This window comes from Galbibacter sp. (assembly GCF_048266365.1).
Classification (GTDB): domain Bacteria; phylum Bacteroidota; class Bacteroidia; order Flavobacteriales; family Flavobacteriaceae; genus Galbibacter.
In genome coordinates, this window is record NZ_JBLWZP010000013.1 from 52075 (window position 1) to 68759 (window position 16685).

The 16685-nt window shown below is 40.2% G+C and carries 9 protein-coding genes; 2 read left to right on the top strand and 7 right to left on the bottom strand.

Annotation, left to right across the window (positions count from 1 at the left end; translation table 11 throughout):
• Nucleotides 1–192: 192 nt before the first annotated feature.
• Entirely contained in the window at nucleotides 193–1977 is a 1785-nt protein-coding gene (locus ACN0TV_RS15040; RefSeq protein ID WP_417363852.1) for a rhamnogalacturonan lyase, read from the top strand.
• Between the two features lie 55 nt (nucleotides 1978–2032).
• Here the strand turns inward: ACN0TV_RS15040 and ACN0TV_RS15045 are convergent, their stop codons facing one another.
• The 7 genes from ACN0TV_RS15045 to ACN0TV_RS15075 form a co-directional block, all read right to left on the bottom strand.
• The gene (locus ACN0TV_RS15045; protein WP_417363854.1) at nucleotides 2033–4174 is read right to left on the bottom strand and encodes a hypothetical protein; all 2142 of its coding nucleotides are present in this window, start codon (nucleotides 4172–4174) and stop codon (nucleotides 2033–2035) included.
• A gap of 7 nt (nucleotides 4175–4181) precedes the next feature.
• Nucleotides 4182–7799, bottom strand: coding sequence for a DUF4450 domain-containing protein (locus ACN0TV_RS15050; RefSeq protein WP_417363856.1), 3618 nt, complete (start codon nucleotides 7797–7799; stop codon nucleotides 4182–4184).
• Nucleotides 7800–7970: 171 nt separating this feature from the next.
• On the bottom strand, nucleotides 7971–9383 hold the full coding sequence (locus ACN0TV_RS15055) for a purine-cytosine permease family protein (protein WP_417363858.1): 1413 nt from the start codon (nucleotides 9381–9383) through the stop codon (nucleotides 7971–7973).
• Between the two features lie 14 nt (nucleotides 9384–9397).
• Nucleotides 9398–10543 (bottom strand): alpha-hydroxy acid oxidase, encoded by a 1146-nt coding sequence (locus ACN0TV_RS15060; RefSeq protein ID WP_417363860.1) that lies wholly within the window; start codon nucleotides 10541–10543, stop codon nucleotides 9398–9400.
• 7 nt (nucleotides 10544–10550) lie between these two features.
• Nucleotides 10551–11924, bottom strand: coding sequence for an FGGY-family carbohydrate kinase (locus ACN0TV_RS15065; RefSeq protein ID WP_417363862.1), 1374 nt, complete (start codon nucleotides 11922–11924; stop codon nucleotides 10551–10553).
• A 9-nt stretch (nucleotides 11925–11933) separates the two neighbouring features.
• Nucleotides 11934–13211, bottom strand: coding sequence for a TIM barrel protein (locus tag ACN0TV_RS15070; RefSeq protein ID WP_417363864.1), 1278 nt, complete (start codon nucleotides 13209–13211; stop codon nucleotides 11934–11936).
• Nucleotides 13212–13318: 107 nt separating this feature from the next.
• Nucleotides 13319–15415 (bottom strand): bifunctional aldolase/short-chain dehydrogenase, encoded by a 2097-nt coding sequence (locus ACN0TV_RS15075; protein WP_417363866.1) that lies wholly within the window; start codon nucleotides 15413–15415, stop codon nucleotides 13319–13321.
• 177 nt (nucleotides 15416–15592) lie between these two features.
• On the opposite strand from ACN0TV_RS15075, the gene ACN0TV_RS15080 reads away from it, so the two are divergent.
• Nucleotides 15593–16654: a GntR family transcriptional regulator gene (locus ACN0TV_RS15080; protein ID WP_417363868.1), complete on the top strand. Its 1062-nt coding sequence runs from the start codon at nucleotides 15593–15595 to the stop codon at nucleotides 16652–16654.
• The last annotated feature ends 31 nt before the right edge of the window (nucleotides 16655–16685 follow it).

Below are 16685 nucleotides of genomic sequence, written 5' to 3' on the forward strand. Positions count from 1 at the left end.
ATTGCATGTTATTAGGCTATGAGAACTCCTGATTTTAGGCTTTAATTAGGAGTTTCCTTAGGTTTTATGATGCTATGTGCTAGCAAATTTATTGGTATACAGGGATACAGGGGGATAAATATAACTTGGAAATACAGTAGTATTATACAATAGAATGCCACTGGCCTATTCTCAAACTAATCCATCCTTGTCATGAAAAAATACATTTCAGTAACTTGTTTATTTTTATTAATCGGATTGTCTGTAGCTACTTCACAAGTACAGATGGAAAAACTTAACAGAGCATTGATAGCGATACGCACTGGCGATTCAGAGGTATATTTAGGATGGAGGCTTTTTAAGGATGATCCCAAAGGGGTTGGTTTTAATCTGTATAGGGATGGGGTTTTACTCAATGATGCTCCCATTGTCAATTCTACGAACTACCTAGATAAAACAAAGCAAGATGGGGTATATACCCTAGAAATTGCAACGGCTACGGACTCAAAAGCTGAACGCAAACCCATAGCCAGTGCTGAACTCTGGAGTCAAAACTATTTAGAAATACCACTGGATAGACCTAAAGGAGGTACAACTCCTGATGGTGTGGACCACACCTATAGTCCTAATGATGCAAGTGTAGCTGATTTGGATGGAGATGGGGAATATGAAATCGTTTTAAAATGGGCTCCTTCTAATGGTAAAGATAATTCTCACGAAGGCTATACAGGAAATGTATACATAGATGCCTATAAGTTTTCCGGGCAACGATTATGGCGTATTGATCTAGGTGTTAATATTCGAGCCGGTGCTCATTACACACAATTTATAGCGTATGACTTGGATGGTGACGGCAAAGCTGAAGTGGCTTGCAAAACTGCGGATGGAACCAAAGATGGTTTAGGTAATATTTTGGGTGATGGCAACGCAGATTATCGCAATGCTGTTGGTAGGATTATAGAAGGGCCTGAATATTTAAGTGTTTTTGATGGACTAACAGGAGGGGCGTTAAGCACCGTCCTATATGTGCCTGAGAGGGGAGATGTAGGGGCTTGGGGAGATGTTCATGGCAATAGGGTAGACCGGTTCTTGGCGGCAGTGGCTTATCTGGACGGCAAACATCCAAGTTTAGTTATGTGTCGTGGTTATTATACAAGAAGTGTTATTGCTGCTTGGGATTTGGTTGATGGAGAGCTAAAACAACGCTGGGTATTTGATTCGGATTCCCCAGGAAATGAGGGTTATGCAGGTCAAGGGAATCACAACTTAAGTATTGCAGATGTTGACGGGGATTCCAAACAAGAGATTATCTATGGTTCCATGTCCGTGGATGATGATGGACAGGGATTATACACCACTGGATTAGGGCATGGAGACGCTTTGCATGTTTCTGATTTTGATCCCAGTATTCCAGGTCTGGAAGTCTTTATGCCGCATGAAAATAAACGCGATGGGATCACCTTTCGAAAAGCTAAAACAGGAGAGGTTATATGGCAACACAGAAAAAAGATAGACGTTGGAAGAGGGTTGGCTGCTGACATTGATTCAAGTCACGTAGGTGCTGAGTTCTGGGCCCAAGGTGATATGGGGGTATATAATGTTAAGGGAGGGCAGATTTCTGATAAAATTCCACCAATTAATTTTGCGATATGGTGGGATGGTGATTTACAACGCGAACTCCTAGATGGAAATCGTATTAGTAAATATGGTGTTGGAATAATTTTCACAGCAGAGCAATGCCTCTCGAATAATTGGACCAAAGCTACGCCTTGTCTTCAGGCTGACTTATTTGGAGACTGGAGAGAGGAAGTCATTTTTCGAACTCAAGACAATAATGCACTTCGGATCTACATGAATCCCGAAATAAGTGAATTTCGTATCCCAACATTAATGCAAGATCTTCAATATCGTATGGCAGTGGTTTGGCAGAATTCAGGATATAACCAACCGCCTTGGCCGTCCTTCTACATAGGTAGTGGAATGTCACTGAAATGGTGAAGCTTTGAAATAGTGAGTTTTGATATCAAAGGCTCAGTTTTAAGATTTAATTAGATTAAAACATTTTATGGAACCCCTCCCATTGTACTTCCCAATTTCCATCTTTTGGAAATCCTGGAGTTTCTACAGTATTACCCTCCCAACCGGCACACATCAATGCCACAGCTGTAAGTAGGCCACCATTCCCAGGGAGGTAGAGTGTCAATCGTTCGTCTTGATAATTATGGCCGTTAGGAAGATAGGTGTTGGTTTGAATGTCCATGAGTAAGGCTTCTACTGCTTTTTCCGGCAGATGTAATCGGGTTGCGGTCATCGCTGTCATTGGGAAATCCCAGCCCCATGTATCTTCCCAACTCCACTTATCCCACACAAGGTCAAAGGTGTTTCTCATAATTTCTAAATCGACTTTTTCAGTACGTGGTAGCATACCTAGAGTACCGAGTACTGATGGGTGATCTGTTTTAAAAACTGGATTTGTATAAGAGTCTTGTGCACTTTCTGTAGCCAAGTAAACATCACCTAGAACAGGAAGTTTGGAAAGTTTATCTACTACCTCCAACCACTTTGCTGGAGGTGTTTCCCCTAATCTATTCTTCCACGCGATGGCGGTTTTTAATCCCCAATGCCAGTAGTTTAACTCATAGGTGGGGTTGAAGGTTTCAGTAGCTTTAAAGCGTTCCTGTGCGGGAATGACCCCTGGTCCAAGTTCATAACGATCTAATTCTTTATTGTAATGTGCAAAAGAGGCCATAAATTCTGCAGTTGCGAAAACCTTGTCTTTGTAACTATCTAAGGTGGCCTTTGATGGATCTTCTTGGTATAATAACTCGGCGTAGGTGATATAGTGTGGTTGTTGCCATATTAGAAAAGAGCCCACCGAAGAGGGGCTTTCATTGCCAAATGGATCTGTCATTTTTTGCCAGCGAAGTCCCTTAAATCCCTGCCGTTTTGCGAGTGTATACGCCTTTTGTTTAGCCTTTTCATACCAAGGCATTGATTTTTTTAACAAATCACTACGATCCCACAAACTAAAATGAACACCATGCCACCAATGCATTTCGAGGTGAGGCTTACCATACCAACTGTTGTAGGTAAGGCCTGTTTCCTGAGGAGGTTGATTAGAAGTACATTGTATTTTTGTCAAATATTGGGATAAGACAACTCTACGTTCCAACTCAAAAGCTCTTGGGTCGTTGCATTTTGAGAAGTCGACCGCTGCACCACTTTTCCAAAAGGCTTCCCAGCTTTGAGTACTGTTTGTTTTGGTTTGATTAAAATCAGGGAGGGCTTCATTTGAAACAGCAGTGCCAAAATAGACGCTCATGGAAAAACTATTACGTTCTGGTGTTATAAGGTAATAATGGGCCTGTTTTTTGGCTATTTTAGCTTCTGGATCATCCCATTGAAATTGCACATGATAGGTGAGCGAGTCCATTTGATGTGTAATAAGTGCCTCGTTTTTGCCACTTTTCTTTAAAGTGGATTTATAATTAAAGTCTGCTTCCCATTGCACTCCAGTATCTTTCCAAGCTCCAAAGGGATAAGGGATACGAAATCTCACCTTTAGTCTGTCTTTTGAAATTAAATCGGAGGTGACCTTAAAGGCAACAAGATCCTGGTTTTGGTGGGCCGTGGTTTCAACTTGTACCAAGGATCCTTCGACCTTGAATTCGCTATGGATAATTCCGGTCCATAAATCCAGTTTTTGATGAATTTCTTGTATATCCTCTTGTGTTGCGGGTTGACCATCTTTTTTGGTAATCTCAAAACCGAGGTTCCCCAACTGCAAGCGATGGGGGTTTTCCCGAAACCAATTCACTGCATTATTTCGTCGTTCCGGAGTTTTAATTTGTACGGAATACGGCACCTTTCTTTCGTATTGATCATAGGCTCTATTGGTCAAGTCAAAGGTATAATCATTGGGGTTCTTGAATCGATCCCAACCCCAAGAGGATTGTGTTCCCAATGCGATTCCCGCTTGATAATGTTCTGGGAAGCTTTGTAATCCTGAGGCGTCCACCGTAAAGGCGAATTGACCATTGCCAACACTAAGCGAGGCTAGAGTATCGACTGAAGTTATTTTTACATTGTGCCGGCTCACCAGTGCTTTTCGGTCAATTTTCTGAGCGTAAAAGCAAGAGCTTACTACACACAGTAGTAGGGTGATTTTGATGGTTAATCGAGATAACGTTTTCATAGTTCTTTTACTTTAATAGCGTGATACTCATTATGCCAATAATAACTTCGTTGGCTAAGGTTGTTAGTTCTAAATGATCGAGCTCTTTAGAGGGATCAATACTCAGATCCAGTACGGTGGCAGCACCTCCGTCAATTGCGTAGTCGGTAAATCCTTTTATACTGGTATAATCCTTAAACTTAAGATGGAATTCTCCTGTTTTCAAATGAAGTCGAAGGGGAGAATCAGCTGAAATCTTAAAGGCATAGTGATCGGTGTAGTAATCTTGTTCGATCGGCCACCAATTCTCAGGGTTTTTAAGTAAGAGCTGTGAGCTGCTCCCGTCCTTGTAATGTATGGTGATACGCCCGTTTGTCAGATGTGATTGCATTGGGTTTGTGGTTCCCGTCATTAATAAATACATATGGCGAGCTTTTCCTTTTAAAGGAACCGTTACACTCTCGGGATAATTATCCCACATCGATGTAAAGACGATATCATTATTTTCTTTCGGCGCTATGGCAAACGGAATGTTTTGAAAATATACAGATCCCTTGTTTTTTGCAGCCAGATCTTTCAGTCCTGAAGCATCTATATCAGGCCGTATATTAGGGTAACACCAATTTCCAATACCCTGTAACGGTAGTTGAAGGGTAGGAGAGTTCACTCTTGGAGAGCTGTACTGCTCCTTAAAAATTCGATTTACCTTATTGTTGTAATACGAACTTAGGTCAATAGTCTGAAATTCATCACTTTCTTTTGCCTTAATTTTCCAATTTTGCACTTTATAAACTGGTGCAGTACAACCTTTAATATATAGGCTGTTAGTCCCAGAAACGAGTTCGTCCGCCTCTAAGGAAAGCGTCCCTTTCTCTGGGGATGATTTTATGGTGTTTTTGTTTACTATAAATTCTAGTTCAGGGATAGAGGTTTTATTGCTCTTATACTCAATTAGGGATCCTTTGTTTGTTGCTGTTGTTGCTGTTATTTCTATGTCTTGGTTGATTTGAATATCAATGGGTTCCCACCACTGAAAGTTTCCTTGTTGGAGCTTTAAAAAGAAAGTCTTGTTACCCAAGGTACTTTGAAGGGCTCCACTTAGGTGATGTTTTTGAAGTTGTTTCGATTTAAATACAGACTGAGGATCATAAAAATCTTTAAAGGTCAATTGATCATTCGACAGATCAAAATTATTTCCGATGGTAAAATTTGAAGTGTAGTTGAGCCTATGGATGTCTTCACCTTTCCATTTGATTTCAATGGTATACTCCTGTTGATAGGGCGCATAGATGATTAACTTAGGTGTTACTAGAGCATTGGTGTCTACGCTCCAATTCCTGCTAAGTTGTTGGTTTATTTTAATGTATTCTATTTCTTGTTTTTTTGCAGCTATGGTTAATTTTAATGCCATAGGGTTATGTGTGCTTGGGGTAATTTTGTAGTAACTTGTACCCCGTTTGTAATTATAGCTATAACTCAGATTAGGAAGTTTAATTTCTGCGTGTTCCCATTTTGATGGAAAGCCAGGTTGTATACTTAAGGTGTCAGCTAGGGCGTTGGGTCGTATGCCGAACAATCCCTCGGTTAAACTACGTGCAGCCATAGCGATGGGGTCCGCAAAATCCCGGTAGAGCTCTCCACGCATGGCATCGTAAAATGAAAGTTGTTGGAATCCACCGGGGGATGCACCTAAATACATACTTTCGACAATCGCACTCTGCCATAATTTAAATGCTTTTTCAGGTCGTTGCCCTTGCCAATATGCCAAAGAGGTATGTAAAATCTCTGCCAGTGCCACATTATTTACAGACCAAGTATAGGGTTGCCAGTTTGTAGTGGAAATTAAGGCCAAATCATCTAATGGTAACCCAATAGCTTTGACAGGAATATGTGGAATCTCGGTATCCACATAACGCAGCATCTGATAAGCCTGAAATGGATTTGCCGCACCTTCATCAATAGGATGGTAGATGGACCATATCCCAGGCTGGTCATGTAGTAATTGATTTCCTAGGATGTCTTTATACTCTGCGAAAACTCCTTTGTTTTCAATCCATAATTGATCATTTAATGCTTTTTGAATTAGCTCAGCTTCTACTTTATATGGTGTAATTTCAGACTCCGGAAGCTCAAGTTTTTTTCCGATGGCATAGGCCAATTTGTTGGCATTTAAATTATAAGCACTGGAATAACTGACGGATCCTCCACTGTATTGAAGCGCATCACTTGCCCAAATACAGGCATAGGCGTCGTATAGATAATTGTTGTCTGCATCAAAGTTTCTCTTTTCCCAATTGAGGTGCCTTTTGAGGTAGGGCCACATCTTTTTAATAAATGCTGTATCTCCTGTCCATAAGTAATGACGAAGTACTTGATTGAAAAACACAGAATTCATGTCGTAATGATGGGCAACGGTGTTATTGTTTGGATGCCTGCTGATGTAACCACTACTGAACATCGATGTTCCTATTTCCTCCTTTTGCCTTGCATAATTCCGAGTAGTATCAGGAACCACAGGGCCTGTAGCAGGATGGATTACTTGTGAATTTGCATAGCTGTAAAAATGAGATTCTGCACGATCCTTCCATCCTAATGGATCAGCCACAGAAGCCCCTCTCCATGCGTTTAAGTGCATACGCCATGCGATAGATCCATGTAAAAATGCAGGACTTTCCCAAACAGCATCTGCTGCGATGGAAAGTGCTCCTCCAAGGGTATTGATAAATGGGTCCGGAGTGTTGACCTTTATTATTGATGCCTTCGTTTGCACTGCTTTAAGCGCCGCGCTGAATTCTGTTTGAAGGCCTTCTTGGTTTTGTTCTGGGAATTTTTCACTGTTCTCAAATTTCCAGTATTGTGTTTTTTGTATGGCCCTTAATTTTCCAGTAATCAGCGGATGGTTGTCCGCTTTAGACCTATAAACAGTTAATGGGGTTTCTTGGTGAGATGCTGAGGCAATTTTAACTTCGGATTCGGGGAATACCCCATACATACTCTTGTTGTTTCCGGTTTTATGCTTGTTATTTCTAGAACCGTAGTTTACTTTGAAGGAGCTTTCTTTTAACTGATAGTCGTTATCTAGACAGTACTGCGGTTGCAGATAAAAGACAGATTCGGGATCTGCGCCAATGTCACCGCTTCTCCAAAACTTTTTCCCACTGGCACCGCCATAAACCCAAAGTAGCGATATTGATTCGGGAATATTCTGGGCTTGTAGCTTTAATATAAAGCCTTCAGATTCTGCTAAAGCCACAAGACTGAGTTGAATTTCACCATTGTGCAACATTGGATCTTTTATAGTGTATGACATTACTCCTGGACGGTATAGCGTTCGTATTTGCTCAGCAGTGGTAATCCATTTACTCTCTCCATTTTTACTAGCAATTCCCAACTTGAAATTCCCTCCCATACCAGGCATGTACATTGCAAATTCCGGTAGATCACCTGCCTCGACTCTAAATCCCGTGTTTGTACCATATAAGGCGCGATTAAAGCGGCGATTGCCATGTGATAATTCAAAACCATCTCCCTTTGGAAGGTAGTGAACCGTCCGTATGCTGTCATGCCAAAAGCTGGAACTTTGAGCATTAGAAATGCTAATACATCCCAGCCATAGAATCGTAATAAGGTATTTTAATCGTTTCATTTGCTATAGGGGATGGGTTTAAAATTCAAGTGGAAATGATCCATTTTGTTTTTCATAAGGCTGCTTCTTATGAAGGTGAATATTTAAAAATATTCTCGCAAATCCATCCTGTACCTCCACCTAAAAAAACTACCCCTAAATTTTGGGGCAGTATCTGAGAAAGTTTGAAGGCTATTTTTTCTTTTGGTAGTATTTACTAAAGAGCAGAAACAAAGCTCCACAGCACAACCAAGTCGGTAGGGTTACAAAGGATAAAAAGATATCGAATTGAACAGAGATTAAATAGAAAACACCAAAACTTATAACCCAGGCCCACAATACGGCAGGGTTAAAGTCTATTTTTGATTTTTCAGCATAAAAGGCTTGAATTCCTGCCTTTTTGGAAAAGAAATAATCAAAGACAACAATGGCACCTATGGGAGCCAAAATAAAGCCGTATAAGGCCACGAAATCTAAGAGCTTCATGGCAAAAGCAGGGAATAAGCCTGCGATTGTAGCCACGGAACCTGCTATTAGGGTCACCTTAAATGTTGAGAGCTTTGGCATCACGGCTTGAAAGGCCAATCCCGCTCTGTAAATAGTCGGATTTGCTGTGGTCCATCCTGCCATAATCACTGCGATGATTCCGAAAACACCAAGGGCATTATATGCTAATGGACCTGGCGCTACCGTTGGGGCCTGTCCACTAGCTAAAAATCCTTGAGCCTCTGGTGTTTTTAGGTATACCGCATACAAAAGTGCTGCAGCGATCCATGCGATATAATGACCAATATAGATGCCGGCTGCTGTAGTCCAACCCAGGGATGGGGACTTTGCAAAACGAAACACCGATAAATCAGACATACCAATGTGCATGGCGGCATTGGCAAACCAAGACCACAAGAATACATGCCAGAAGGTATATTTTATTTGACCGGGAAAAGGTTCACCCCCTTCTCCCCAAATGTTCCAAAATTCTGAAAAGCTACCAACCTCTAATTGGTACAGCGCAACAATTCCACTGGCAATAAATGCCAGAACAATAAAAGGAGACATCCAATTCGCTGCTTTGGCTACTGTTGAATATCCCTTTGCTGCAATAAATGAAATAAGCCCTCCTAAGACTAATACGATAATAATCCAAGTCATTCCATTGGGGAGAGTATCGGTCAGCTGTGGCATTTTCATATCAAAAGGGATACCAATCGCGGTAGCAGAAACCGTAATCATGGCTCCCGCTAAAAAACAAAAGAGCACCCCATTGGCGACATTATAATAGGTGACCAGTTTTTTTCCACAGATCTTTTCTAAATGAAAATAGAGGGTATATCTGAATTTTGTTCCGATTTCAGCGGTTAAAAATCGCCAACTCAGCACTGCCATAAGATTGCCGAGTAAAAGCCCGACTATGAGATCAAAGGCAGATACCCCAGTGGTCAAAAATAAAGGGCCAATGACAAACTCAGTTCCAGCTGCATGCTCACCAGCATACATGCCTAAGAAGCTTTTCCAACCTTTTAGTTTTGAATCCGGGACGCGTTGTCTTTCGTACTCTCCGGATTCGATTTGCTCTATGTTTTCTACTGCGGTATGTGGTGTTGTCATTAGTTATCGGTATTTTAAATTAAATGTTTTGGGAGATCGCTTACTTTTTCACAGCATAATTGATCTAAAACTTGTTTTAACTGAACTTTCAGCATGGAGATTGTGTGATCTCCACCTTTCTCTCCTAGGGCTGCTGCCCCATACATAAATGATCTGCCCAGGAAAGTGAACTTGGCTCCACTGGCTATGCTTCGCGCAATATCAGGACCTGATCGTAGGCCGCTGTCCATCATAACTTCAATTTGATCGCCGTATTTAGCGGCTATATTGGTCAGTGGTTTTATGGTGGACTCACCTGCATCCAATTGGCGTCCTCCATGGTTGGAAACAATCACACCGTCAAATCCCAAACGAATGGCTTCTTGGGTGTCTGCCTCTGAACTCACGCCTTTAAGTACTAATTTCCCTTTCCACTGGTCACGTATTGGAGCAATGCGTTCAGGGTTAAGTCTTCCTGAGAAGGTTTGGTCCATGAATTTTCCCAATTGTGTTAAGTTTAAACCATCGGGCATATAAGGTTTAAGGTTTTCAAAATTTGGCTGACCGTGTTTCAGGGATTCAAACGCCCATTTTGGTTTGCTTAGAATTTGTAATATGTTCTCCAGGCTCATTTTTGGAGGGAGTGCCAATCCGTTTCTAAAATCTCTTGGACGGTAGCCGAAGGTGGGTACATCGCATAGCAGCACCAATACTGGACACTCTGCTGCGGCCGCTCTGTTTATAATATCTTTTCGTATAGAACTGTCAACGGGGTTGTAGAGTTGAAACCACGCATTACCCTGGGTGAGTTCACTTGCTCTTTCAATAGTACTGGTGGATACCGTACTCAAAATAAAGGGGATGTTGTGCTTAAAAGCTGCCTTGGCAAGTATTTCAGGAGAATTAGGCCACATAAGGCCTTGTAAGCCAACAGGTGCTATGCCAAAAGGGGCATCGTATTCACGACCCAATAAGGTAGTTTTTATCGTGGAGTCCTTATAATTATTCAGATACCTAGGTTCCAGTTGTACATCTCTAATCTCGGATGTGTTTCTGATTATATTGACATCCTCGTTACATCCGCCATCCAGGTATTCGAAGGCGAATCGAGGTATTCTTTTCTTAGCTTTTTCTCTTAAATCTTCTACCGAAGGGTATTTGTAATTAAATGATAATGCCATTTTGTACTTACTTAATGATCAGGGGAACATGTTTTTTTAATGCGTAATTTTTTTTAAGAAACTTGGAATTGAGTTTGGTGTCTGAAATACTGATCGCTGCTCCCAGGGCGGAACCCAATGAGGCATCAGTGGTACGTAATTCCATATTTCTCATATAATGAGAAAGGAGTTTAATATAGACATCATTATCGCTAAAACCGCCATCCACATATAACTTTGAGATGTCATCTGAACCTTTTGCAGTTTGGATGCTCTTTACTTGTAATTTCACAAGTTCTATCATCAGGTGGTGATAAGCATCATCAAAATTATCATAAGGGAGCTCAGTATCTTTTCTGTCGTCTTCATTTTTAATACTCTCCCATTTGAATAGATGTTCAAACTCCTTGGTAATTTCATAGTAGGCTTCTTCATTAAAGCTCACCGACTTGTGATAGTCCGCTGCAACCTCGTAATGTGAGGCTAATTTTTGAACTTGAATCTTGTATTCATTCCCCAAAAACAGTCTCGAAGCCTTGACTTGTTTTCCATTGATTCGCATGTAATTGATGCAATTAGTTGACACTTCTTCTTCAGTGAGCGCTGTTGAGGTAAATGGATTTAGGGCAATGCTCCAGGTGCCAGTTGAAACTAAAATAAAAGGCGCTTCTAAACTTCTCACATAGGGTAGAAGTGCGGCTGAACTATCATGTATGCCTACTCCTATTTTAATACGTTTACCGTTGTAATTCATATTGATACTGGTCTCGGTAGAGACAATAGGAGGGAGGATTTTGTGAATGCCTTCCAGGTAAACCCATTGGTGATAATCCTTCTTGTGGTAATCCCAAAGGCTGGTATGACAGCCAATGCTGGTGTATTCACTCAGTGGAATTCCAGTAAAAATAAAGCTGAGGTACTGCGGAAGATGGAGGGAATACTTTATTTTTTTGAAAACTTCCGGTTTGGTATGCTTTAGCCAATACAATTGCATGCCAGAATTCAAAAGTCCTTCTTTAGAAGAACCGGTATGCTGTGCGAAGGTTAATTCAGGACCATAAGTCTTGTAGAATGTATTGATAATATCCTCAGAAATTGGTTTGGTGTAATTATACAATGGACTTATTGCTTCTCCATTTTCATCAATATGAACAAAACTAGCACCATAGGAAGAAAAATTAATGGCCTTGATGTCGTACTGATCCGTGGCTATGATTCTATTGAATAAAGCCTTTAACCAGGTCTGTAATTTATGGAGGTCCTCCGTTGGATACCCATCAGAATCGAATATATGATCGAACTTGGTGTACTCCCGAAAAACTTCCTGAAAATCCTCATCAAAAAGGAAGAATTTTTTATTGGTTTTTCCGATGTCAAATACAGCTGTTACTTTCTTTTTCATCCTCCTTTATTATAAACCTGTAGCTACCGTGTTCTTTCCTCTCTCCTTTATTAATTGTTCTCTAACGCCTAATTTGCGATAAGTAGTTAAAGGATCTAGTGGCGCATTTGACTGAAGTCTAGCTTGTTTTACAAGAGGTCTGACATCTGTAAGGTAGGCTTCCTGTAGTATTTCTTGGCATAAGCTAACATCGTGTTGTTGCTGTGCCTGTTTTAGGCGCTGTTGATCCACCAATAAGGCTTTAGCATAGGTGATTTGTATTGCTTCTAAAGATTGTATCAGGTCCTCTAAGGGATCCTTTAAGTTGTGACTAGCATCAATCATCCATGAAAGTTCAGGATTTTGAGGGTTATTTGCCATTCCATACACCAATTCATTAAAGATTAAGAACAGCGCATAAGGCTTGATAGATCCTACAGTAATGTCGTCATCTCCATACTTACTGTCATTAAAATGGAAACCTCCTAATTTACCTTTAAACATCAAAGTAGATACGATCTGTTCAATGTTGGTGTTTGGAAGGTGGTGTCCGAGATCAACTAGGGTATAGGCTTTCTCTCCACATTCATTTGCCAACATAAAAGAGGTTCCCCAGTCTTGGATTACAGTACTGTAAAAGTGAGGTTCATAAGGTTTATATTCAATAAATAACTTCCAATCCTCAGCTAGAGATTTATAGATTTCTTTTAAACTATCTTGGGTATGGGATAACGCGGTCTGAAAATTAGTCTGTCCAGGAAATGAACTTCCGTCAGCCAGCCAAACAGTGATACTTTTGGATCCAAGTTTTTCTCCAATTTGAATGACCTCCTTGTTATGAGCGATGGCCTGTTGTCTCGAATCTGCACTGCTGTTACTTAAGGATCCGAACTTATATGAATGTTTTGCTCCTGTTGAATCCTGGAAAGTATTAGAATTTACAGCATCAAATTTTAAATCGAGTTCTTGTGCTAATTCTTTAATGGCTTTATAATCCTTCGGGATATCCCATGGAATATGCAGTGAAACAGCTCCTGCAGTACGTGTTAAACTGTGAAGTACGCCTATATCTTCGAGCTTGTGCTCTAAGGATGCAGGCTCACCAAAATAGGAGTATCTTCCAAATCTAGTCCCTCCAGCACCTAATGCCCAACTCGGGATGGCGACTTGGAACGCAGCCAGTTTATCGATTAGCGGTTTTACTTCAATATTTTGTTTTGACAACCTATTGGCTAGATGATCAAATTGTTCGTTATGGTTGGAAATTTCTTTTGAATCGGAACTTAGCTTGTTTGGGTTGATTATCATTTTGAGTGTGTTTAATCTTTAATTTGTATTCATGCAATTTAAAAAGAAACCCTCATAGGATATGAATACCTATGAGAGATTCCTTAAGCTAACTAACAACTATACATTTATCGAACAAATGCATTTGCCATACCACCGTCAACATTGATGATGTTTCCGGTTGATTTATCCAAGGTTGCTATGAGCGAGAACGCTGCATTTGCAATATCCTGCGGATATATAATTTCGTTGAGTAAATTTCTTTTAGCGTAATGTGCAGGAAGCTCATCTACAGAGATTCCATAGGCCTTGGCTCTACCTTCTGCCCATGCGCCTTGCCATATCTTACTGCCCACAATGACGCCATCCGGGTTTACCGTATTTACTCTGATTTTATCAGCAGCTAGTTCGGCGGCTAGAAGGCGTGTCATATGGAGTTGGGCGGCTTTTGCTGTTCCATAACCTACATTGTTAGGTCCTGCAACCAGTCCATTTTTACTCGCAATATTGACTATATTTCCGCCGAGTCTTTGTTTTCTAAGAATACTCACACCATGTTGTGCCATTAAAAACTGTCCTTTTACCAGGATATTTTGTAGTATTTCCCAATCCTTCAAGGTGGTGTCTTCCAATGATTTTGAAATTGCCAATCCGGCCGAGTGAATGATAATATCTACTCCGCCAAAAGATAGGCAGGCCTGATCAAATGCTTTTTTAATCGATTCCTTATCGGTGACATCGCATACTGCTGTGGTAACTTGGTCTTTTTTATAAGTTTGTTCAGCTTCTTTTAAGGATTGTTCACTGATGTCAGTAAGTACTACATTAGCACCTTCAGCTACTAATTTATCGGCTATGGCTTTACCAATTCCACCTCCGGCACCTGTGACTATCGCTACCTTTCTTGAGAGTGGTTGTTCAGCAGGCATGCGTTGTAATTTCGCTTCTTCCAACAACCAGTATTCAATATCAAAGGCTTCTTGTCTTGGCAGTGCAGTGTATTTAGATATAGCTTCTGCTCCGCGCATGACATTGATGGCATTGACATAGAATTCGCTTGCAACCCTTGCAGTTTGTTTATTCTTTGCAAAGGAGAACATTCCTACGCCAGGATAAATGATAATGACTGGATTTGGGTCCCGCATCGCTGGGCTGTTAGGATGCTTACAACTGTTGTAATATTCGCTGTACTCTTGACGATACGATTCAAAAGAAGGCGTTAATTTTTCTAATAAAATAGTGGTGTTTGATAAATCTTCATCTTTATCAATATCTAAAACCAAGGGTTGTATTTTGGTTCTTAAAAAATGATCCGGGCATGAAGTTCCCATCGGTGCTAATCTTTCTAGATCATGACTGTTGATGTACTGCATGACTGTTTCACTGTCCGTAAAGTGTCCTATCATTGGTTTTTCTGATGAACACAAACCTCTTAGTAGCGGCATTAATTGCGACGCCTTTGCATTACGGTCTACAGAAGAATAGCTTTTAGTCTTTTCTCCACCGAACACACTTCCATTTTCAGCGATTTTTGTCTCGATATAAGTGGATGCTTTTTCAATAACCTCCAAACTATTCATATAGCACTCATAGGAGGTGTCTCCCCAGGTAAATAAACCATGGCTGCCAAGAACAATACCTCGGATTCCGGGATTGTCATTTAGACATTTTTCCAATTGTAATCCAAGATCAAACCCTGGCCGTTGCCATGGTACCCAGCCCATAGTGTCGCCCCAAATTTCTTTGGTAATTTTTTCACTATCCTTTGCTGCGGCAACAGCAATAAGTGCATCCGGATGAAGGTGATCGATATGTTTAAATGGTAATAATCCGTGCAGAGGGGTGTCGATTGAAGGTGCTCTACTATCTAAATCGTAAATACAGTGATTGAACAAACCCACCATTCTATCTTCATCTGAAAGTCCTTTGTATACATTCTTTAAATCACGCAGTCGATCGGTGTAAAGGCCAGCTATACCGGCTCGCGTCAAGGTGCCTATATCGCCCCCGGACCCCTTTATCCACATCACTTCAACGGGTTGATTTGTAAGAGGATCTTTCTCAAGAGTTTTACAACTTGTATTACCTCCTCCGTAATTTGTTATTCTTAGGTCAGCACCTAATATATTGGATCTGTATAGAAACAGCTCGACTTCATTTCCTTCTAACGCTTTGGCTTTATGATCATCCCAAAGGTAATTTACATAATTAAAGGTTTTGTCCATTTTTGTGATCTAATTGGTTTCAATAGTTCAAATGTAACTGTTAAAAAACACCTGCGTATCCTGTGGTGTACTGCAAGTAATTAAAAACTTTAAATATGTTAAATCTTATGATTATTTTTATTAAAATTTAATATTACATTAATTATTTGTAGAATTACACACAAAATATAAATAATCATGAATTCCTCAGCTATGCATTCTGAAATTAATATAACGATTGATGAAAATTCCAGAGTGCCAAAATACAAGCAAATCGTTGACTCCATTATAGAAGACATTAGCAAAGGTAGATTGCCTTTTGGACAAAAGATTCCCTCTATTAACGAGTTAAGTGAGAGCTGCTATCTGTCAAGAAACACGGTGGAAAAGGCTTATAAATTGCTCAAGGACCGAAAGGTTATTGTATCGGTTAAAGGAAAGGGATATTATACCGCCAAAACTGATTTGATCTCCAAGGTAAATGTCTTTTTTATGATTAATAAACCGAGTTCGTACAAAATGATGATCTACAATTCTTTTGTGGATGCTATAGGTGTAAATGCACATGTGAATCTCTTTATTTATCATTGTGAAGAATCTCTTTTTATTAGAACCTTAGAGAAGAGTTTAGGCGCCTATGACTACTACATCATAATGCCTCACTTTAGATTGGAAGACTCGAGTCATGTGAGTTATTCGGAGGCAGTATTGGATGTTATTGAACAAATTCCAAAGGATAAATTGATTATTATGGATAATGCCAAACCCTTTATTCAAGGTGAATATGGTTCGATTTACCAAGACTTTCAAAATGATATATACCAGGCGCTCAAGGAAGGATTAGATCGGCTTAAGAAGTATGATAAAATTATATTAGTCTACCCTAATAAATCAGTGCATCCTTATCCAAAACGGATAATGCTTGGTTTTCGGCAGTTTTGCGTGGAATATGATTTTGACTTTGAAATCCTAGATCAGATTTACGATGATATGGAGCTTCAGAGCAAGGATATTTTTATCACCATAGAGGAGATGGACTTGGTGAATCTCGTGCGACAGATCCGTAAAAAAGGATTAAAACTCGGAAAAGATATTGGGATTATTTCTTACAATGAAACCCCACTTAAAGAGTTATTAGGCATTACAGTGATTAGTACGGATTTTAAAGCCATGGGGGAAACTGCGGCTTATATGGTGCTTAAAAACAAGAAAGAAAAGGTTAAGAACGTATTCAAATATATCGAACGTAATTCCCTTTAATGTTATACCTCAGTACAGTACAGGATAGTAA

What these genes read in the sequence shown, in the direction of transcription:
- ACN0TV_RS15050 (WP_417363856.1), bottom strand. Translation starts at nt 7,799, where the DNA reads ATGAAACGATTAAAATACCTTATTACGATTCTATGGCTGGGATGTATT.
- ACN0TV_RS15075 (WP_417363866.1), bottom strand. Translation starts at nt 15,415, where the DNA reads ATGGACAAAACCTTTAATTATGTAAATTACCTTTGGGATGATCATAAA.
- ACN0TV_RS15070 (WP_417363864.1), bottom strand. Translation starts at nt 13,211, where the DNA reads ATGATAATCAACCCAAACAAGCTAAGTTCCGATTCAAAAGAAATTTCC.
- ACN0TV_RS15045 (WP_417363854.1), bottom strand. Translation starts at nt 4,174, where the DNA reads ATGAAAACGTTATCTCGATTAACCATCAAAATCACCCTACTACTGTGT.
- ACN0TV_RS15080 (WP_417363868.1), top strand. Translation starts at nt 15,593, where the DNA reads ATGAATTCCTCAGCTATGCATTCTGAAATTAATATAACGATTGATGAA.
- ACN0TV_RS15055 (WP_417363858.1), bottom strand. Translation starts at nt 9,383, where the DNA reads ATGACAACACCACATACCGCAGTAGAAAACATAGAGCAAATCGAATCC.
- ACN0TV_RS15060 (WP_417363860.1), bottom strand. Translation starts at nt 10,543, where the DNA reads ATGGCATTATCATTTAATTACAAATACCCTTCGGTAGAAGATTTAAGA.
- ACN0TV_RS15065 (WP_417363862.1), bottom strand. Translation starts at nt 11,924, where the DNA reads ATGAAAAAGAAAGTAACAGCTGTATTTGACATCGGAAAAACCAATAAA.
- ACN0TV_RS15040 (WP_417363852.1), top strand. Translation starts at nt 193, where the DNA reads ATGAAAAAATACATTTCAGTAACTTGTTTATTTTTATTAATCGGATTG.